Origin of the sequence: Bacteroides sp. An269 (genome assembly GCF_002159755.1) — a bacterium.
Taxonomy (GTDB): domain Bacteria; phylum Bacteroidota; class Bacteroidia; order Bacteroidales; family Bacteroidaceae; genus Phocaeicola; species Phocaeicola intestinalis.
Window position 1 is genome coordinate 1 of record NZ_NFJG01000089.1, and the last position, 19,283, is coordinate 19,283.

Consider the following 19,283-nt stretch of genomic DNA (forward strand, 5'->3'; position numbering starts at 1 on the left):
CATCCTTTTATGGTTTCCATATCAAAACCGTACGTTCTCCAATTGAAAACCGTACGTTCTCGATATGGAAACCGTACGGTTTTCAATTGGAGAACATAAAAAGAAGACAACTTGGAACAGATACTGAACCGTTCAATCATATATTGGTTCGTATCTGCCCAAGCAAACTTATTAGAAAAAACAACCTCTCAGAATTTCACCGTCAGCTTCTTCCCTTTGTATATCACTTGTTTTTCCTGTCTGTCGCCCGCATAGCGGATGATGCGCAGGGGACGGACAGCTTTCATCTCCGGGAACGAACCTTCACGGGGATGGATGGTCAGTTCGCCCTTCGCTTCGTCCCATTCCATACGGACGAGCGCATACGCACCCTGCTCGTAAGCATAGTCTATGCCATTATCTTCGTAAACGGTATAAGCGGCATCGGCTCCGGCATATATCCGGACGGTCCAGCCGGCATCGGCAGCCTCACGGGTAGTCTGCGGCTTGCCCGAAGCCAATGGCAGAATGGTTCCAGCCTTGACAAAGACCGGAATTTGTTCCAGTGTGACCGGCACGGTCTCCCAAGTCCCGTTCCCAGCGGTTTTCGCACCGGTCCAGAAGTCATACCATCCGCCTTGCACATGCGGCAGGTACACCTCCCAACGGTTCTTGCCCGGCTCTACCACCGGGGCTACCAGCAGCGAAGGTCCGAACATGTATTCGTATTTCTGCGCCAAGGCAAGCGAATCGCCGGCAAAGTCCATCACTAACGGACGCATCAGGGTTCCTCCCCCGTAATGGGTGCGTGCGGCCTCCGAATAAATATAAGGGAACAGGCTATAACGGGTGTCCAACGCCCGACGGGCAAGAACGACCACCTCCTCGCCATAATTCCAGAACTCGGTATCCGACTGATAACCGTGCACACGGGTCAAGGGCAGGAATACGCCCGCCTGCAGCCAGCGCAGGAAACATTCGTGGTAAGCCGGATCGGTGTACTGGCTTTGCCCGGGACGGAAGAAACCGCCTGCATCGTATGTCCACCAAGGCTGTCCCGACACCACCATGCCCAGACCGCCCACAATCTGCCGGCGAAGCGTTTCCCAATCATGCCCCACATCGCCCGACCAAGTTGCCGTGGCATACCGTTGCATGCCGGGAAAACCGCTTCGCGTCAACAGCATCACCCGCCGGTCGGGCATCTCACGGCGTGACCCTTCGTATACGGTACGGTTCACCAGCAGCGGATAGACATTGCGGTACACCTCGCCCGGCACTGTCTGGTTCCACACCTTCCGCCCCAGCAAGTCGTCGTTCTCCGGCTCCGTCGCATCCAGCCACCAGGCATCTATCCCGTAAGGTTTCAAAAGACGTTTGTTGAAGTTCTCCCAATAATAAGCAGCTGCATCGGGATTGAAGAAGTCAATCCACGAAGTCTGCGGAATGTAATAACCCTTGCCCTGCATCAGTTTGCCCACCTCCGATGCCGGGTCTATCTTCGACCACACCGAAAGCATCAGGCGGGCATCCAATGCATGCACATCTTCCACCAGTTTCTTGGGGTCGGGATAACCGGATTCATCAAAACGCATGGCATTCCAGCCATACTTTCCCCAGTATTGCCAATCCTGCACGATGACGTCCATCGGCAAACTATCGTTACGGAAGCGTGTAGCGGTCTGAACTATTTCATCCTGACCGTGGAAACGTTCCCGACAATGAATATAGCCCAGTGCCCATCGAGGCATCATCGGGACCTCACCTGTCACCCGACGGTATGCCGCAATCACCTCATCAGCTTTTCCGGCAAACACGGTATAGTCGACAGCCTCTGCTACAGGTGAACGGAACACGGTTTCATCTGTTACTTTCCGGTAATACACTTTCGGCCGGTCTTCTTTTTCCAATTCGGCTTCCACCGGATACACTCCAGCCTCCAATTCGACAATGGCAGAAGCCGTAGGAGGCAACCACAGATTCTTCATATCGAATACGGTCTGATTGCCTATCTTTAAGTGATGCCTGCGCGCCATGGTCTGCCCCACATCAAGCATCACGGCGTAGCGCCCAGACTCGCGAATAATCAGTGACGAAGTAAAAACGAACCGCTCACGCACCTCCTGCTTTCCTCCCTCAGCAGAAGTCACATCTACCGTCTCGGCATCACCGCTTGAAACCGTACGCGTCAACGTAATCAAGCTGTCTGCAGGATTGAATTCGGTCAAGCCGTAATTGTTCCACAAGATGCCGTAACCTTTATCCGACAATACGAAAGGAACCGCTATCTGGGTATTGACCTGTGTAAGCCGGCGCGAAAGTCCCCGCACATTCAGTTGCCCGTCCTGAAATTGTCCCAGTCCGAAAAGATTTTCATCAGCAGGCGAATAAAAACACTGAGCGGCACACCAGGTAGGTTCTCCCTGTACCGATGAAGCCACCAGTTGCCGCTCTTTTTCCTGCAATATCGGTTTCCCTTCCGGCGTAAAATAAGCAAGCGTTCCTTTTTCCTTGTCTATCCGTACCACCAGTCCGGGCAAACCCAACGTAATTTCTTCACCGGTTTCCTTCACCGACCAGACCGGCTTGTCATTCCCCACATACACCCAATCGGGCAACACAGGCTCCTGACGCACATATTTCACACGTACGGCATTGTCTGCCAACGGATAAAGTCGTATTTCCCCTTCCGATAACACCACAGTCAAACTATCCTCTGCCTGCCGGTACGAACGGACAGATTGTGCCCATCCCAGCGTAAAACACAGACAAACGAACAGTACCCAACAAATTCTTTTCTTCATCATGCTATAACTTTTTTTGGATTACAGCTCCTAAGTTAAGACATATATCTGAAAAGCAAAAGAAACGAAGGGCAGAAAAAACCGTATTATCATCCGATGGCACTCTTTCCATACCGTCTCACATACACCGAGATGCACCCCAGCCCCAGAAGCACGATGAAGACACCTACCAGCGACGGATAACGGTAACCCATACCGGCGTCTATCGGCAATCCGCCCAGATAGGCACCCACGGCATTGCCCAGGTTAAAAGCGATCTGTACGCACGCCGCTCCCATCATCTCCGAGCCGCGCGAGTTCTGCAAAAGCAATAATTGCTGGGGAGGAGAGACCGCAAAGAGGCAAGCCGTGCAGACAAACATCAGGATGACGGACAGGTACGGATTGCGGGTAAAGAAGAAGATGCCCAGCAATGACAATACCATCACCATCTGCGTGACACGGATTACCGGAGCCAGCCCGTAAAGGTCGCCGCACTTGCCTCCCACCAGATTACCGATGGTCATGCCCAATCCGGCAAGCATCATCACGGCAGTCATCGAATGGGGCGAGAAACCTGCTTCGTGAATCATCTGCGGTGTGACATAGCTGAACCAGCAGAAGATGCCCCCGTTGCCGAACATCGTAGTCAGGATAATCAGCCACGGTGCCAGCCGCTTCAGGAAACGGAACTGACCTTTCAACCCTACATCGGGCAGAGCGGGCATATACGGAATCCAACGCCAAATCAGATAGAATATCAAGACTCCCCAAAGGGCATTGAACACGAAAGGAAAGCGCCACGAAAACAGGTTACTCAACAACGTGCCGAAAGGAACTCCGAAGAGGTTGGCAATGGTCATCCCCGCTATCATCAACGCTACCGCCTGCGAAGCTTTTCCTTTATCCGCCACCCGTTCCGCCACGATGGAACCTACGCCGAAGAATGCCCCGTGAGGCAATCCCGAAACGAAGCGCATCAGGAGCAACATCCAATAATTCACCGACACCGAAGCGAACAGATTCCCTACGATGTAAATCATCGCCAGTCCCAACAATATCTGCTTCAACGGACGGGTACGTGCCACCACTACGGTCAACGGAGCACCTACGCACACCCCAATGGCGTATGCCGAAATAAAGTGTCCTGCCTGCGGGATAGAAATGCCCAAATCATGGGCCACATTGGGCAGAATGCCCATCATTACAAACTCGGCAATTCCTAAGCCCAGCGTGCCGGAAGCCAATGCCATCAAACTTTTCTTCATACGGATTATCCTGATTGTGTTTTTTCACCACAGATTACACAGATTTTATAATTGATTTAATCTGTGTAATCTGTGGTGAATATTCAAAACGGATGCAAAGGTAAAGGAAATTCATCAAACATAAACGGCTGGGAACACAAAGCATACGCATTTTTTGACATACATCAACAGCAAGGCACAACAAGCTCAAAACACCGGACGATATGCACGCAACTCCTTGCGCAATGCCAGCGCACGCCCTTCCGTCATCCGGTCGAGCAACTCCCAGAAGCGGGGACCGTGGTTCATCTCGCGGGTGTGTGCCAGCTCGTGCAATACCACGTAATCCATCAGATGCGCCGGGAGCAGCATCAGGTAATACGACAGGCTGATATGCCTTTCCGACGAGCAACTTCCCCACCGGGAGCGTGCCTTGGTAATCTTCACCGTCCGATACGACAATCCGTACCGTTCTGCCCAACATGCCACCAACGGAGGCAGATACTCTTCCGCCCGTTTCTTCAAGGCACGGGCTATGGCATTCCGCACCAACGTCTGTACCCGTTTGTCCGAAAAGTCAGTATCTTCGGGACAACAAATCTTTACTCCCTCTTCGGCGGAGCGCACGGTGAAATGCTTCAGCCGGCCGGGTTCGAGCCACAACCGGAAGCACTCCGCCTCCAGCCTATAATCCCAATCGAAAGGCTTGGGAGACACATCTGCCTTCAACTTCAGCAAGCGCTCACGGAAAGGGCGGATTACGTCGAGCAACGCTTTCACGCTCCGGAAAGGAGGCGTGGTGACATGCAGCCCGTCTTCTTTCATCCGCATCGTGACATTGCGCACCGTACGGCGGGTCACGATGAATATCTGCCCGAAATCGGCATCACTTACAATTTGTTTCTTAGCTATCATAACGGCAGCAAAGGTATAAAAAAATGAAGATATACTTAACTTTGCCATTTCAGTTATCTTCACAGGCAGTTTCAGTCAATTGAAACTGCCTGTGAAGATATCTCCGTTTTGCAGATTATCCTCAATGACGGAGAGGATTATCTGCAGCTGGACATTCGCGCAAACTGTTCGGGAATCCCGAAGACGTACGTGCAGGGAACGGTGCTCTGCAAAAATTAGTAAAAATTAGATGCGTTTGCCCTGTTAGACGGGGAGAGAGATTTGGCAGGTTGGCAGAGATTCCCTATCTTTGCAAGACTTAACAAAATCGAACCGTATGATACAATCAATGACCGGATACGGCAAAGCGACCGTAACATTCGGAGACAAAAAAATAAACGTTGAAATCAAATCTCTCAACAGCAAGGCACTTGACCTGTCGACACGCATCGCCCCACTCTACCGCGAAAAGGAAATGGAAATACGCAACCGCATTGCCAAAACATTGGAACGGGGAAAAGTAGACTTTTCTATCTGGATAGAGAAAGATGCCGGCGAAACAGCTACACCCATCAATGCTGCACTGGTAGAAAACTATTACAAACAAATTTCTTCCATTGCCGAAACGTATCACATACCGGTACCTAACGACTGGTTTGCCACGCTATTGCGCATGCCCGACGTCCTGACACGGGTGGAAGTGCAGGAACTGGCAGACGAAGAATGGGAAGCAGCCAGCCAAGCCATCGACGAAGCCCTGCAACACCTGACAGACTTCCGTAAACAGGAAGGAGCCGCACTGGAAAAGAAATTCATCGAGAAAGTGAACAACATCGAACGTCTCTTGCACACGCTGGAAAACTATGAAAAGGAACGGGTGAACAAAATACGCGAACGCATCACCGATGCACTGGAAAAGACGGTCAAAGTGGACTACGACAAGAACCGGCTGGAACAGGAACTGATATATTACATTGAAAAGCTGGACATCAACGAAGAAAAACAACGTCTGGCCAATCACCTGAACTATTTCCGTGAAACGCTTGCCGGCGGACACGGACAAGGCAAGAAACTGGGATTCATCGCCCAGGAAATGGGCCGCGAAATCAATACCACCGGAAGCAAGTCAAACCACGCACAGATGCAGAACATCGTGGTGCAGATGAAAGACGAGCTGGAACAAATCAAGGAACAAGTGTTGAACGTAATGTAAAAAGCAAGTTGACAAGGTAACAAGTTGACGAGTTGACAAGGCTTTAAATGCCATTAAGTAAAACTATTCAGAACCTTGTCAACTTGTCACCCTGTTACCTTGTCAACTAAAAAAGAATAAAAACATGAACGGAAAACTTATCATATTCTCAGCACCCTCAGGCTCGGGTAAATCGACCATTATCAACTACCTGCTGAAACAAGGCCTGAACCTGCAATTTTCCATCTCCGCTACCAGCCGCCCGCCACGCGGAACCGAACAGAACGGAGTGGAATACTTCTTTCTCACACCGGAAGAATTCAAACGACGCATTGCCAACGGTGAATTCGTAGAATACGAAGAGGTATATCCCGACCGGTTCTATGGCACCTTGAAATCGCAAGTGGAAAAACAGCTTACCGAAGGCCAGAACATCATCTTCGATGTGGATGTGGTAGGAGGATGCAACATCAAGCAGTTCTACGGAGAACGTGCCTTGTCGGTATTCATCCAGCCTCCTTCAATAGACGAACTGCGCAAACGTCTGGAAGGACGTGGCACCGACTCACCCGAAACGATAGAAAGCCGGATAGCCAAAGCCAGTTTCGAACTAAGTTATGCACCCAAGTTCGACCTAGTCATCGTAAACGACAATCTGGAGGCAGCCGAAACCCAAGCCTTGGAAGCTATCCGGAAATTCTTGGCACAATAAAATAAATCTCTTTTACCACGGAAGAATTTAATGATTAAGAAGCTGTTTTAAATTTAGCGCCCAAAGCACACACGAAAACGGATACATCAATTTTTGGAGAAATTCAAAACAGCTTCTTCTTAAGAGTTAAAAGACTTCTATAGTGAGTTTAAACTAAAGCTCAAACATTATGCCTAAAGACCCGAAAAAACTCCTGAGTATCCTAATGATTGTAGCTATCGTGATAGCATTGGCAGCTCTTGCCGTAGGCATCGTAGCTCTTGCCAAACAGCAGTACATCATTGCCGCAGCCATGCTTCTTGTAGCCGTATGGCAAGTAGTAAACTTTTTCAAATGGAAAAAACTCGTATAAAGACCGGACTGTTCGGAGGGACATTCAATCCCATTCATATCGGGCACCTGGCACTTGCCAATTATTTGTGCGAATATGAAGACCTGGATGAGGTATGGTTTCTGGTAACACCACAAAACCCATTCAAGAAAGGTGATCATCTGCTGGACGACTATATCCGGCTGGAAATGGTAGAAGCCGCCATAGCCGGATATCCACATTTCCGTGCTTCCGACTTCGAGTTCGGACTGCCTCGCCCGTCATATACGGTCGATACGCTACGACAACTTGCCAGGACTTATCCCGAACGGGACTTTATCCTCATCATCGGGGCAGACAACTGGGCTAAGTTTGCCCAGTGGCGTGCCCCCGAAGAAATCCTGCGCAACCACTCCATCAGAGTTTATCCGCGCCGTGGATACGACCTGACAATTCCTGCCTCATACACACAAGTCAAGGCGGTAGAAACGCCCCTACTCGAAATCAGCTCCACCTTCATCCGTCAAGCACTTGCCGAAGGAAGGGATATCCGTTATTTCGTACATCCGGAAGTATACCGCATTATTCAAGAGAAACATCTGTATCAATCTTCTAACCAACCATAAACATATGAAAAAAGCAATATTGCCTATATGGATAATGGCGGCTCTCCTGATAGCCTCATCGCCAGCTGAAGCCAAAATATTCAAGAAGAAGGCAAAAAAAGCACAAACTGAAAAAGTAGAGAAACCGGCTCCTCAAAACGGACTGAAACCTTACAGCCAAGTCATCACCGACAAAGCCAGGAGCACACACGGATTTCTGACCGTACACAAGGTAGCTAACAATTATTTCATTGAAATCCCCGACTCCATGCTCGGGCGCGACATTCTGATAGTAAACCGCATCAGCAAAGCGCCTGCCTCGCGCCAGAAATCACGCGTGGGTTATCCGGGCGACATCATAGGAAGCAAGGTCGTACGTTTCGAGACTGGTACGGAAAACAACCTGCTGGTACGCGAAATATCCTATCGCGAACGTTCCGCAGACAAAGAAGGAATGTACCAGTCGGTACTAAACTCGAACATCCAGCCCATCGTGGCAAGCTTCAAGCTGGAAAGTGTACGCAAAGATTCGCTTCACCGAAGTTATGTATTCAACATCGGAACATACTTGAAGAAAGAAAACCCGCTCTTCACTTTTGAAAAAGGCGACAAAGACTATATCGGCTTGCAGGCTCTCAACGCCGAAGCTTCGTATGTAGACACGCTGAAAGCCTTCCCGCAAAACATCGAGATAAGCAATGTAATGACTTATAGCCGCAAAAAAGCCGAAGGAGCCGGTTTCCTGGAAACTGGAAGTTCGGACATTCCACTTACCTATGAACTGAACAGCTCATTGGTGCTCCTGCCCGAAACACCGATGAAATCACGCCTGTTCGATCCGCGTGTGGGATATTTCACCGTACGTTATACCGATTTCGACTCAAACCCACAAGGCATCGAATACAAACAACTCATCACGCGCTGGCGACTGGAACCGAAAGATGAAGCCGCTTATCTGCGCGGCGAACTGGTAGAGCCGAAGAAACCCATTGTCATTTACATCGACCCTGCCACACCGAAGAAATGGGTACCTTATCTGATACAAGGGGTAAACGACTGGCAGGTTGCATTCGAAAAAGCTGGATTCAAAAACGCCATCTATGCCCAAGAAGCCCCCACCGATGACCCTTCATGGAGTCTGGAAGATGCCCGCCATTCAGCCATCGTTTACAAACCTTCGGACATCCCTAATGCCAGCGGACCGCACATCAATGACCCGCGTACCGGAGAAATTCTGGAGACACACATCAATTGGTATCATAATGTTATGAGCCTCTTGCGCAACTGGTATATGATTCAGGCAGGAACCATTGATGAAGCTGCCCGGAAAATGCAGTTCGATGATGAACTGATGGGCCAACTCATCCGCTTTGTTTCTTCACACGAAGTAGGGCATACCCTCGGACTACGCCACAACTTCGGTTCTTCGCACACCGTTCCGGTAGAAAAACTCCGCGACAAGGCATGGGTGGAAGCTAACGGACACACACCTTCCATCATGGACTATGCACGCTTCAACTACGTAGCACAACCTGAAGACAGCATCACACGAAAGGGTATTTTTCCACGTATCGGTATATACGACAAATGGGCAATCGAATGGGGCTACCGCTGGCTTCCCCGGTTTAAGACTCCCGAAGAAGAAACAGATTACTCCAACAGCTCCATCATCGCCAAGCTGAACGAAGACATACGTTATACTTTTGGCACGGAATCAGACCCTAATGACCCTCGAAATCAAAGTGAAGACTTGGGAGACGACTCAATGCTGGCAAGTGCATACGGTATCAAAAATCTGAAACGGATTGTACCGCAAATAGAAAAATGGAGTCATGAACCCAATAAATCGTATGCCGGTGCCGCTGAAATCTATACACAAGTAATCAACCAGCTGGCACGCTATATGGGACACGTGGCAAAAAACGTGGCAGGAATCTATTCTACTCCCATCACCGTAGAACAGACCAATGCCGTAGCACGCGAGTTCGTACCTGCCGACATCCAACGGCGTGCCGTAGCTTTCCTTAACGAACAGCTCTTTACCACACCCACATGGCTTATCGACCGTGACTTGATAGCTAAAGCGCGCATCTTGCCTGTCAACGCTATCTGCTCGCTCCAATCAAATATCCTTACCCGTCTGCTCAACAAGAACACGTTCGACAAGATGAGCGAAAACGAAGCCTTGAACGGCAAACAGGCATACACCGCTTCGCAACTTTTCGCCGACCTGCACACGACTATTTGGAACAATCCGTCGCGTTCGGATATTTTCCGCCGGAATATGCAAAAAGCCTACATAAAAGATTTAATAGGACTTTTAGACAAAGCACAAGAAGAAGCAGCCGAAAAAGCGAACCGCCGCCTGAGTTACTCGGAATCTCCGGCTATTGCCCGCGGAGAACTTATCGCCTTGCAACGTATTGTGAAAAGCGCAGCCGCCCAAACGACCGGCATTGCCAAGAGTCATTACGAAAACCTGCAGGCACTGATAGAAGACGCGTTGTCGAATAAATGATTATCTACCATAAAGAGTCGGAGATACACAGAGGGAATAAGCCTAACCAGCGTTTCCCCAATACCCCTCTGTGTATCTCTGTTCTCTGTAATGAAACCCATAATATGAAACAAGCTATGAACGAAGATGTAAAACCCAACTCACTTCAAGCCTGGATACTGGCTGCACGTCCCAAGACCCTGACAGCAGCATCCATCCCGGTGATGATAGGATGTGCCTTGGCAGAAGCACACGGACATTTTCAGGCTACTCCAGCCATTCTGTGTTTCCTGTTTGCCTTCCTGATGCAAATAGATGCCAACTTCATCAACGATTTATACGATTTTCTGAAAGGAAGCGACCGCGAAGACCGTCTTGGACCGGAACGTGCCTGTGCACAAGGCTGGATAACGCCTCAAAACATGAAGAAAGGCATCCTCCTCACCACTGCACTGGCAGCCCTGTGCGGACTTTGCCTGCTTTACTATAGCGGATGGGAGATGATTCCGGTGGGCATTGCCTGTCTGGTGTTCGCTTACCTCTATACTACCCTGGCCTACCACGGATGGGGCGATATACTGGTACTGGTGTTTTTTGGCTTCGTGCCTGTAGGATGCACATATTATGTAATGGCACACACGTGGAACGGCTCTGTCACCATCGCTTCACTAGCCTGTGGACTGGTGATAGACACCCTGCTGATGGTAAATAATTTCCGCGACCGCGAACAAGATGCCATCAGTGGCAAGCGCACGCTGGTAGTCCGCTTCGGAGCAAAAACAGGACTTATCGTCTATTTCCTATTGGGGCTGACAGCCTGCTGGCTTTGCTTTTATTTTGTTGGTCAAGGAAAACTATGGGCAAGCATCCTACCCGAGCTCTACCTGCTGATACACATCCTTACCACAGTCCGTATGGCACGCATCGGCAAAGGCAAGGCCCTGAACGCTATTTTAGGTGAAACTTCCCGCAACATGTTTTTCTTCGGCATCCTGCTCTCTGCCGGTTTGCTGCTCTGATTTTCAAGGCGTCGAAGTATAATTGGCAAGGTGACAAGGTTTTTGTTTCACTTACGCCCCCAACACGGAGACACAGAGAAGAATAAGAAGCTGTTTTGAATTTATCGTGCGATGATTTGGGATGAGTTTTTGAGGCATTTTCGCTTCTGTGATGAGGAAGATAGCGGGCTATCTGACGAAGAACAGAAGCGAAAAAGACCAAAAAATCGCCCAAAGCACACACGAAAACGGATACATCAAGACAAGAAAAACTTTTTGGAGAAATTCAAAACAGCTTCTAAAAAACTCTCTGTGCCTCCGTATATCTGTGTTCAAAAATCAATCCTTCGAAATCAACACTACGGCATACGCCGAGATGCCTTCCTCACGACCGGTAAAGCCCAATTTCTCGGTTGTGGTCGCCTTGATGGACACATCATCCACATCAATGTTCATTACCTCTGCCAACACTTTCTGCATCTGTGGGATGTAGTTTTTCAGTTTCGGACGCTCGGCACATACCGTGGCATCGATATTCCCGATGCGATATCCTTTCGATGCTATGAGTCCAACAGTTTTCCGAAGCAACACTTTACTATCAATATTTTCAAATTCACTTGCCGAATCCGGGAAATGATACCCGATATCGCGCATATTGGCTGCTCCAAGCAAAGCATCACAAATGGCATGAATCAATACATCGGCATCTGAATGCCCCAACAAGCCCAAAGTATGCGGGACCAAAATTCCACCCAACCACAAGTCACGTCCTTCCACCAGACGGTGAACATCAAATCCGAATCCTGTACGTATCTTCATCGTATATTGAAATCTAATACTTTCCTGTCTTCCAAATATCCTTCCAAATGATTGCCTATCGCTACCGGTCCTACCCCGACTGGAGTACCTGTATAGAGCAAGTCGCCTATTTTCAACGTACAGAACCGGCTCACATAAGCAATAATCCGGTCGACCGTGAAAATCATATCACACGTGTTTCCCTGTTGCACCGTCTGTCCGTCAATATCAAGGTGAAAACGGATATTCTGAATTGTGGGGAATTGCTCCACCGGAACCCAATCGCCGATAGCCGCCGAATTGTCGAAACCTTTGCAAAGCTCCCACGGTTTACCTTCTGCACGAAACCGGTGTTGTAAATCGCGTGCCGTAAAATCAATGCCCACCGTTACGGCATCGTAATAACGGCAGGCAAAACGCTCGGCTATATTCTTTCCCAACCGGCAGATACGCACTACCAGTTCCGTCTCATAATCTACCTGCCGGCAAAAATCAGGAATAAAAAAAGGTTTGCTGTCTTTCAAAAGAGCCGAATCTGGCTTCATAAAGATGACCGGTTCTTCCGGCAAAGGTTCCGTGGCGTGCAGTTCTTTGCAATGCAACGGATAATTCATTCCTACTGCTATAATCTTCATACATATTTTTCTTTTCACCATAAATTACACAGATAAAAGGATAAAGACCGTATCTCTGCTTTTGCACTCCGGCTTAAAAATCTGTGCAATCTGTAGTGAGTTCAAGTATTCATCTCATTCAACCGATTAAACATCACCGCCAGATGAGCATACAACGATGTGTTCTGCACCACGATATGTTCGGGCACCCGGATACGGAAAGGAGTAAAGTTCCACACTGCCTTGATGCCCCCAGCCACCATCTTGTCGGTTATCTCCTGCGATATGGAAATAGGTACTGTCAGCACACCGATATTTACAAGGTCAATCTGCATACGTGCTTCAAACTCATCGGTATGATAAATAGGAATGCCGTTGATTTCGGTGCCCACCAAGTCGGGATTGATATCGAATGCTCCCACTATCTGCAAGCCGAAATGCACCAGACCCGAATCGCGCAACAAAGCACCACCCAGGCTTCCGACACCAAACAAATAAGCACGATGCAGATTGGTAAATCCCAAAAAGTCCTCCAACACCCGGACCAATACATCTATTTCATAACCTACCCTTGTACGTCCGGCAATGTCTACATACGAAAGGTCTTTCGCTATTTGCGACGCATCGATATTGATTTGTTTCGAAATCTGGGTAGACGAAACAAACCTTTCATTTTTCTCCCGCATCAGCTTCGCACACGAAAGATACCAAGGAAGCCGCCTCAAGGTAGGTTCCGGAACCTTGTCTGTATTTTTATGCGTACATATTGCCATCCAACTTCAGTTAATCGATTATTCTCTTTCCGCAAAAATAAGCGATTTATTTGTAAATATTACACGAATATTGAAAAATGTACTTAACTTTGGACACATTCTAAACCATCACACATGAAAAAGAACGATTGGAAAGACCGGCTGAACATTGTATACTCCACAAATCCTGATTTCAAGTACGAAGAAACAGGTGAAGAAGAGACACCTACCCTTGAGAAAAACCGGCAACCTTTGCGTGTCAACATCGAGCGGAAAGGAAGAGGAGGAAAAACCGTAACCGTAATCAAAGGATTCATCGGTACCGAAACCGACCTGAATGCTTTAGGCAAGCTTCTCAAGACAAAATGCGGAACAGGCGGTTCTGTAAAAGACGGAGAAATCTTGATACAAGGCGATATGAAACAACGCCTTATAGACATATTGCACACTGAAGGCTACACACAAACAAAATAAGAAACAGTTTCGAATTTCTACAAAAAGTTTTCTTGGTTTGACATGCGTTCAAGCATACCTTCTGATGAACATAAGTGAGTGGACCGTTTAACATAAGTAACCCGGGCGTTTCACATAAGTGAGTCGGTCGTATCACTTATGTTCGTTTGAGGGAGCCTTTGGAGTTTATGCCACTGGCACAGAAGAAGTAGGTTCTGTGCCATGAGTGTGCGATACGCATAAATAAAAAATAGCCCGATTTATACAATTCACAAACCGGACTATTCATTGTGTCTTTGTTTTCAAAAGTACACGTTCATCTCTACGTGCATCACTTCTTCGCCATCGGGCATTTCAGAGTCAAATTCAATCTTATTCTCACGCGCCAACCATCCGATAGCCGCATTCAGATCGCGGTCGGAAAGTTGTGTTTCTTTCTTCAACTCTTCATACTTCCAGGATCTGCCGCTACTGTTTATCGTGCGCCAGACAATGCCTGCATTTGTTCCAATTGTTGTTTTGTCCATAATACGAAATTTTAGCTGGTTCTAATTTAATTGCACACAAAGTTAAGGTTTCTTTGTGAAAAGCAATGTTCCTTTCATCAGAATTTTTGGTTAAAAAGCCATTACGTTCCTGTCCGTCAACGTCCTGTTGACTGCAAATACTCACGCTTCTTCACCGCATATTGCGCATACGCTTCCACATATCGGTCGCGGCTTTGCTGGAAAAGAGTCTGCGCCTCCAACAGGTCGCTCATGGTGCAGGTACCGGCATGATAGTAGTCGGTCTGCAGACGAAGGTTCTCTGCCGACTGCCCGATACTCTCGATAGCTATACGTACTTGCTTATAGGCATCGGTCACTGCATTCCATGTGTTCTGCATGTTAATGACCAGCAGTTCGCTGCCGTTGCGCAGGTTGTTTTCCTCGGTACGCACCGCCAGCTTGCTGCGCTTCAGACTATGGCTGCCTTCCCACCAGCCGCTCAGAGGCACGCTTACCGTAGCGAAGCCCACCCAATAGTTGCGGTCGCGGTCCAGCAGGTTATCATAAACAAATCCGCCGCCTATCGCTACCGTAGGCAATTGCTTGCCAAGCGTCATCTTCCGCTCAATGCGGCTTGCCTTCAGCTTTGCCTGCAACAAGTTGTATTCGGGAGTAAGGGCAAGCGACTCATCGGGACGACGGTAAAGCGCATCGGGCGGTTCGGGTAGCGAATCTGCCACTACGAAGTCTATATCCACACTGTCACCCGGCGTACCGATGTATTGCGCCAACAGACGGCGCGACAGAGCGAGGCTGTTCTCCACATTGATGCGTGTGCTGCGCGTGTCGTTCTGCTTCAGCTGCACCTGAAGCAGGTCGTTGCGGTTGGTCACGCCCGCCTGTACGGCGGCATCCACATCCTTCAGGATTTCCGCCAGCTGCGCCTCCACCACGTGCAGCGTGCGGAGCTTCTCCTTCAGCATCGCCACTTGCCAGTAATATTGCTCGGCGGTGAGCTTCACTTCGTTCTCCGCCTGCCTGCCCAAGAGGCGGTATTTCTCCACATTTACCTCGGAGAGCTTGTTGCCCTGCACTATCTGCCCTCCGGTAAAGAGGGGCATCGAAGCGGTAACGCCACCCACTAGACCATCCTTCATCAATCCCAACGACATACCGGGTCCCATCTCCATACCCAACAAATGGGTGGAGGACAGGAAGCCTCCGCCCGTAGCACTGATGCTGGGGAAATAGTTGGTGAACGCCTCCTTGCGCTGGTGCCGGGCGGAAGTGAGGTCGTTTTCGGCATTTTTCATACGGGCATTGTTCTGCAAAGCACTTTCTATACATTCGTCCAGTGTGTAAACCTGCTGGGCGGCAAGCGGGGCAGCCATGCAGCCCCATACCCAAACCATCAAAAAGCATTTACTTGTATGTTTCATCTTTCAACGTTATTTCTGTTTAATGAATATCCGCATTTTACCCAATTGCCCTGTAGGGGCGTATCGCATACGCCCTGAAAACATCCACGTGGATCAGTTGGCGCATTCGGGCGTATGCGATACGTTCCTACAGGAGATGTTTACGGATATTCAATTTCTGTTTTGCATTCTATATATAATATAAGGTGTATCCGACCCCATACATGGGATATCATCAACACCCTAACAAGAGTATCACTGTTGCTCCAAGGCATCCCATTTTTCACGTTTCTTGCTGCTGCCCCGGAAAGTAAGCAGGTACAAGCACGGCAAGACAGTAAGAATGAACAACATCGTGATGAGTGTACCGTAACAAATGACCGTACCCATCGGCATCCATAGACTCGACTTGCCCAGTATCATCGGGATAACACCCATCGAGGCGGCAGCCGACGTGAGGAAGATAGGACGCATACGCCGCAGGGCGGAATGATAGATAGCTTCGCTGGCAGTCATGTGTTCCGTAACGCGCAACTCCTCGGCATAGTCTATCATGATAATGCCGTTGCGCACAATGATACCCATGAGGCTCACCACGCCTAGAATAGCAGTGATGCTGAAGTCTACACCTTGAATCCATACACCGAAAGCAGTACCGAAGACACAGAGTGTCATGCTGCCGAAAATAAGCAAGGCAATGCTGATCTTGCGGAAGTGAGTCAGAAGGATGAAAAAGATGATGGCAACTGCCAACATCAGTCCACCCATGATTTGCGGCATCATCTCACCGGTTTTCTCCATCTCACCGCCGTAGCTGACCGTCACCCCCTCAGACAGTTCGACACCTTTCATCATCTCCTGCACCCTGGCAGTCATTTTCAGGGCATTTTCTCCGACAGCCAAGTCAGCCTGCACGGTAGCGGTGTAGATTCCGTTGCGACGCACTACCTGTCCCTCCTTCCACGTGGGCACCACATCGGCTACCTGCCGCAAAGGCACATCAGCAAGTCCGGCAGCAACAGGTATCAGTTCGTCCTTCACCTCAACAGGCAAGGCACGATCCGCCTTCTCGCTTTTCAGCTTGACGGGAATGTCGTAATCGCCCTCCCATACATTAGCTATCGCCAACCCGTCTCCATAACGCATGGCAAGGGTAGACTCCAGCCCCAGATTGGTCACGCCTAAGCGGGTTGCCTCGTCTTCTTTCAGATTGACGGCAATGGCAGGTAACGGCTCGTTGAAATCGGTCTGCGCAAGGATAAGTCCCGGCATCCGCTTTAGGACTTCGAGCACGGTCTGCGCATCTTGCTTCACCATACTCAAATCTTCACCGCTAAGACGCACCTCGATGGGATAGACAGCCTCGCTATAGCTTAATTGCTTGAAACGCACGCGGGCACCGGGAAAGTATTCGGTGTACTTCGGTGTGTATTCCGCCAAAAGTGCCTCGGTGTCCTTCACACCGGTAGTGTTTACGATGAACTGTGCATAGTTGGTGCCAGGTATTTGGGGTGCGTATGCCGTCTGGAAACGGGGCGAGGCGCATCCTTTGAAAGAGGCGATGCTGACCACACGCGGATCTTGGCTCAAGATGTGTTCCATGCTGTCCGCCACCTGTGCCGTCACATCCACATCCGTACCTGTAGGGAGGTATATCTCCACGGCAAACTGGTTGCGGTCTGCCACAGGCAGGATACGTTGGGGCAAACCAGTCAACATCACAGAACCCACCACGATAGAAACCACGCCGACAGCCACCGTTATCTTGGGATGAGCGAAGCACTTGCCGAACAGCCAGTTGTAATGTTTCTGCAAGAGGTCGAGGAAGTTGAACGGCTTCTTGCCGTCTTTATTCACCTTTACTCCCATAGGCTTGCGGATAAACCAGAACTGCATGAAAGGCACAAGTAGCGTAGCCACGAGCAACGACACGCCCAACACGATGGAAACCGCCCACGGGAAACTCAGCACGAACTCGTTCAGCATACCCGTCAACGTAAACAGAAACGGGAAGAACGTGATGCTGATGGCGAGCGTAGCGGAGAAAATGGACTTGAGGAAGTGCATGGTACTGTAGATGGAAGCATGCCAGCGTGACATCCCTTCGCCCAGCTTCTCCAAGTAGCTGTCGATGATGACAATGGAGTTATCCACAATCATACCCAACGTGACTATCAACGCAGCCAACGTCACGGTATTCAACTCGATACCGAAAACATAAAACAGTCCCAACGATATAAATATGGTAATCGGGATGGTAGATGCAGCCACCAATGCCACACGCAAGGGCAACAGGAGCATCACCACGATGACCACCGCCACGATGGCAATGATGAGTTCGTGCAGGAAGTTCGACACACTGTCGCCCACCACCTTCGGCTGGTCGGTGATGCGGAAGATACTGACATCCGCCGGCAATTCCTGTTGAAACTCGTCCAGCACCTTGTTGATTTCATCGCCCATTGCCACGATGTTCTGCCCCTTCTTCATCTCGACGGAGAGCAGGAGGCACTTACGGCCGTTGTTGGTGATGTAGCTGTCGGGGTCGGGATATTCACGCACCACCCGTGCCACGTCTTTCAGCCGCACGGTGTTGCCCTGCGGATCGGTATAGACTATCTGTTCCTGCACATCGCGCACGGTATTGAGTGAGCGGCTGACGTAGATAGGCTCTACCATGCTGCCGTCCTTCACGCGCCCGCCGCTGGTGGTGAAACCTTTCTGCATCAGACCAAGGGCAAGCGTCTGTTCGTTCAGCCCGTACTTCGAAAGACGGTCGTGGTCAAGATAAACCGATATCTGTTCGTTCTGCATCCCGCTCACCGTCATGCGTCCTACGGAGTTGATGCGGCGCAGGCGGCCTTGCAGCAGGTCCATATAGTCATCCAGTTCGCGATAGGTCTTGTCTTCGCTCTCCATCGTAATCAGCAGGGCGGAAGTATCGCCGAAATCGTCTTGCACCACCAGTGCCAGCACGTTGCCGGGCAGTTGTGCCTTGAACTGCGACACGCCATGCTTGAACTTGCTCCAGAACTCGTCTTTGTTCGTCAGGTCATCGTTCAGCTCCACCTGTATGTAAACAATGCCGTCGCGGCTTTTCGAAAAAGTTTTCTCCTTTTTTACTTCCTTATAAGTGAAAATGTATTCTTCCAGCGGTTTGGTAACCTGCTCCACCATTTCCTGCGCCGTATTTCCGGGAGCCACAGCTACCACGACTCCCTGCCGCACGGTAAAGTCGGGAAACTCATTCTTACGCATTTCGGGCAAACTGTACACACCGAATGCCACCAGACAGGTCACTACAAGAATAACAATCTGCCGGTAGTGCATCGCCCATTCCACAAAGTTACGTTTTTCTTTCTTTTCCATAAGTCTCTTATATTAAGAAGCTGTTTTGAATTTCTCCAAAAAGTTTTTCTTGGCTTGATGTATCCTTTTTCGTGTGTGCTTTGGGCGATTTTTTGGTCCTTTCCGCTCCTGTTCTTCGTCAGATAGCCCGCTATCTTCCTCATCACAGAAGCGAAAATGCCTCAAAAACTCATC

Annotated in this window: 16 protein-coding genes; 7 read left to right on the plus strand and 9 right to left on the minus strand. The window is 49.5% G+C overall.

Annotation, left to right across the window (positions count from 1 at the left end):
• Positions 1–188: 188 nt before the first annotated feature.
• The 3 genes from B5F71_RS14280 to B5F71_RS14290 all read right to left on the minus strand — a co-directional run bounded on the left by B5F71_RS14280 (position 189) and on the right by B5F71_RS14290 (position 4,921).
• A complete protein-coding gene (locus tag B5F71_RS14280; RefSeq protein WP_241148614.1) occupies positions 189–2,786 on the minus strand; it encodes a TIM-barrel domain-containing protein in 2,598 nt (865 codons plus the stop codon).
• Between the two features lie 86 nt (positions 2,787–2,872).
• Positions 2,873–4,030 carry an MFS transporter AraJ gene (araJ, locus tag B5F71_RS14285; protein ID WP_087211523.1) on the minus strand — a complete coding sequence of 386 codons (1,158 nt, stop codon included), beginning with the start codon at positions 4,028–4,030 and terminating at the stop codon, positions 2,873–2,875.
• Positions 4,031–4,216: 186 nt separating this feature from the next.
• Positions 4,217–4,921, minus strand: coding sequence for a SprT family zinc-dependent metalloprotease (locus B5F71_RS14290; protein WP_087211547.1), 705 nt, complete (start codon positions 4,919–4,921; stop codon positions 4,217–4,219).
• Positions 4,922–5,240: 319 nt separating this feature from the next.
• Here B5F71_RS14290 and B5F71_RS14295 point away from each other — a divergent pair, with 319 nt between their 5' ends.
• From B5F71_RS14295 to menA, 6 genes are all read left to right on the plus strand, one after another.
• Positions 5,241–6,116 (plus strand): YicC/YloC family endoribonuclease, encoded by an 876-nt coding sequence (locus B5F71_RS14295; protein ID WP_022039803.1) that lies wholly within the window; start codon positions 5,241–5,243, stop codon positions 6,114–6,116.
• A gap of 124 nt (positions 6,117–6,240) precedes the next feature.
• Positions 6,241–6,807, plus strand: coding sequence for a guanylate kinase (gmk, locus tag B5F71_RS14300; protein WP_087211526.1), 567 nt, complete (start codon positions 6,241–6,243; stop codon positions 6,805–6,807).
• Positions 6,808–6,976: 169 nt separating this feature from the next.
• Positions 6,977–7,159, plus strand: a complete 183-nt coding sequence (locus tag B5F71_RS14305) for a hypothetical protein (protein WP_022039801.1) — start codon at positions 6,977–6,979, stop codon at positions 7,157–7,159.
• Positions 7,141–7,743, plus strand: coding sequence for a nicotinate-nucleotide adenylyltransferase (gene nadD / locus B5F71_RS14310; RefSeq protein ID WP_022039800.1), 603 nt, complete (start codon positions 7,141–7,143; stop codon positions 7,741–7,743). The genes B5F71_RS14305 and nadD overlap by 19 nt, the downstream gene beginning before the upstream one ends.
• A gap of 4 nt (positions 7,744–7,747) precedes the next feature.
• Complete coding sequence (locus B5F71_RS14315) at positions 7,748–10,240, plus strand: zinc-dependent metalloprotease (RefSeq protein ID WP_087211528.1); 2,493 nt, start codon at positions 7,748–7,750, stop codon at positions 10,238–10,240.
• Positions 10,241–10,356: 116 nt separating this feature from the next.
• Complete coding sequence (menA, locus tag B5F71_RS14320) at positions 10,357–11,238, plus strand: 1,4-dihydroxy-2-naphthoate octaprenyltransferase (protein ID WP_022039798.1); 882 nt, start codon at positions 10,357–10,359, stop codon at positions 11,236–11,238.
• Between the two features lie 318 nt (positions 11,239–11,556).
• On the opposite strand, the gene ispF is transcribed toward menA, so the two are convergent.
• From ispF to B5F71_RS14335, 3 genes are all read right to left on the minus strand, one after another.
• Positions 11,557–12,036, minus strand: a complete 480-nt coding sequence (ispF, locus tag B5F71_RS14325) for a 2-C-methyl-D-erythritol 2,4-cyclodiphosphate synthase (protein WP_022039797.1) — start codon at positions 12,034–12,036, stop codon at positions 11,557–11,559.
• On the minus strand, positions 12,033–12,650 hold the full coding sequence (locus B5F71_RS14330; RefSeq protein WP_022039796.1) for a fumarylacetoacetate hydrolase family protein: 618 nt from the start codon (positions 12,648–12,650) through the stop codon (positions 12,033–12,035). The genes ispF and B5F71_RS14330 overlap by 4 nt, the downstream gene beginning before the upstream one ends.
• A 101-nt stretch (positions 12,651–12,751) precedes the next feature.
• Entirely contained in the window at positions 12,752–13,402 is a 651-nt protein-coding gene (locus B5F71_RS14335) for a redox-sensing transcriptional repressor Rex (RefSeq protein WP_087211531.1), read from the minus strand.
• Between the two features lie 114 nt (positions 13,403–13,516).
• Between B5F71_RS14335 and B5F71_RS14340 the strand changes: the two genes are divergently transcribed.
• A complete protein-coding gene (locus tag B5F71_RS14340; RefSeq protein WP_022039794.1) occupies positions 13,517–13,855 on the plus strand; it encodes a translation initiation factor in 339 nt (112 codons plus the stop codon).
• A gap of 281 nt (positions 13,856–14,136) precedes the next feature.
• Here B5F71_RS14340 and B5F71_RS14345 read toward each other — a convergent pair whose 3' ends face one another.
• From B5F71_RS14345 to B5F71_RS14355, 3 genes are all read right to left on the minus strand, one after another.
• Positions 14,137–14,361 (minus strand): winged helix-turn-helix domain-containing protein, encoded by a 225-nt coding sequence (locus tag B5F71_RS14345; protein WP_022039793.1) that lies wholly within the window; start codon positions 14,359–14,361, stop codon positions 14,137–14,139.
• Positions 14,362–14,477: 116 nt separating this feature from the next.
• Positions 14,478–15,761 carry a TolC family protein gene (locus tag B5F71_RS14350; protein WP_087211533.1) on the minus strand — a complete coding sequence of 428 codons (1,284 nt, stop codon included), beginning with the start codon at positions 15,759–15,761 and terminating at the stop codon, positions 14,478–14,480.
• A gap of 234 nt (positions 15,762–15,995) precedes the next feature.
• Positions 15,996–19,109, minus strand: coding sequence for an efflux RND transporter permease subunit (locus B5F71_RS14355; RefSeq protein ID WP_087211536.1), 3,114 nt, complete (start codon positions 19,107–19,109; stop codon positions 15,996–15,998).
• Positions 19,110–19,283: the final 174 nt, after the last annotated feature.

What these genes read in the sequence shown, in the direction of transcription:
- B5F71_RS14305 (WP_022039801.1), top strand. Translation starts at nt 6,977, where the DNA reads ATGCCTAAAGACCCGAAAAAACTCCTGAGTATCCTAATGATTGTAGCT.
- B5F71_RS14295 (WP_022039803.1), top strand. Translation starts at nt 5,241, where the DNA reads ATGATACAATCAATGACCGGATACGGCAAAGCGACCGTAACATTCGGA.
- araJ (WP_087211523.1), bottom strand. Translation starts at nt 4,030, where the DNA reads ATGAAGAAAAGTTTGATGGCATTGGCTTCCGGCACGCTGGGCTTAGGA.
- B5F71_RS14335 (WP_087211531.1), bottom strand. Translation starts at nt 13,402, where the DNA reads ATGGCAATATGTACGCATAAAAATACAGACAAGGTTCCGGAACCTACC.
- B5F71_RS14345 (WP_022039793.1), bottom strand. Translation starts at nt 14,361, where the DNA reads ATGGACAAAACAACAATTGGAACAAATGCAGGCATTGTCTGGCGCACG.
- nadD (WP_022039800.1), top strand. Translation starts at nt 7,141, where the DNA reads ATGGAAAAAACTCGTATAAAGACCGGACTGTTCGGAGGGACATTCAAT.
- B5F71_RS14350 (WP_087211533.1), bottom strand. Translation starts at nt 15,761, where the DNA reads ATGAAACATACAAGTAAATGCTTTTTGATGGTTTGGGTATGGGGCTGC.
- B5F71_RS14355 (WP_087211536.1), bottom strand. Translation starts at nt 19,109, where the DNA reads ATGGAAAAGAAAGAAAAACGTAACTTTGTGGAATGGGCGATGCACTAC.
- menA (WP_022039798.1), top strand. Translation starts at nt 10,357, where the DNA reads ATGAACGAAGATGTAAAACCCAACTCACTTCAAGCCTGGATACTGGCT.
- B5F71_RS14280 (WP_241148614.1), bottom strand. Translation starts at nt 2,786, where the DNA reads ATGATGAAGAAAAGAATTTGTTGGGTACTGTTCGTTTGTCTGTGTTTT.
- B5F71_RS14340 (WP_022039794.1), top strand. Translation starts at nt 13,517, where the DNA reads ATGAAAAAGAACGATTGGAAAGACCGGCTGAACATTGTATACTCCACA.
- ispF (WP_022039797.1), bottom strand. Translation starts at nt 12,036, where the DNA reads ATGAAGATACGTACAGGATTCGGATTTGATGTTCACCGTCTGGTGGAA.
- B5F71_RS14330 (WP_022039796.1), bottom strand. Translation starts at nt 12,650, where the DNA reads ATGAAGATTATAGCAGTAGGAATGAATTATCCGTTGCATTGCAAAGAA.
- gmk (WP_087211526.1), top strand. Translation starts at nt 6,241, where the DNA reads ATGAACGGAAAACTTATCATATTCTCAGCACCCTCAGGCTCGGGTAAA.
- B5F71_RS14315 (WP_087211528.1), top strand. Translation starts at nt 7,748, where the DNA reads ATGAAAAAAGCAATATTGCCTATATGGATAATGGCGGCTCTCCTGATA.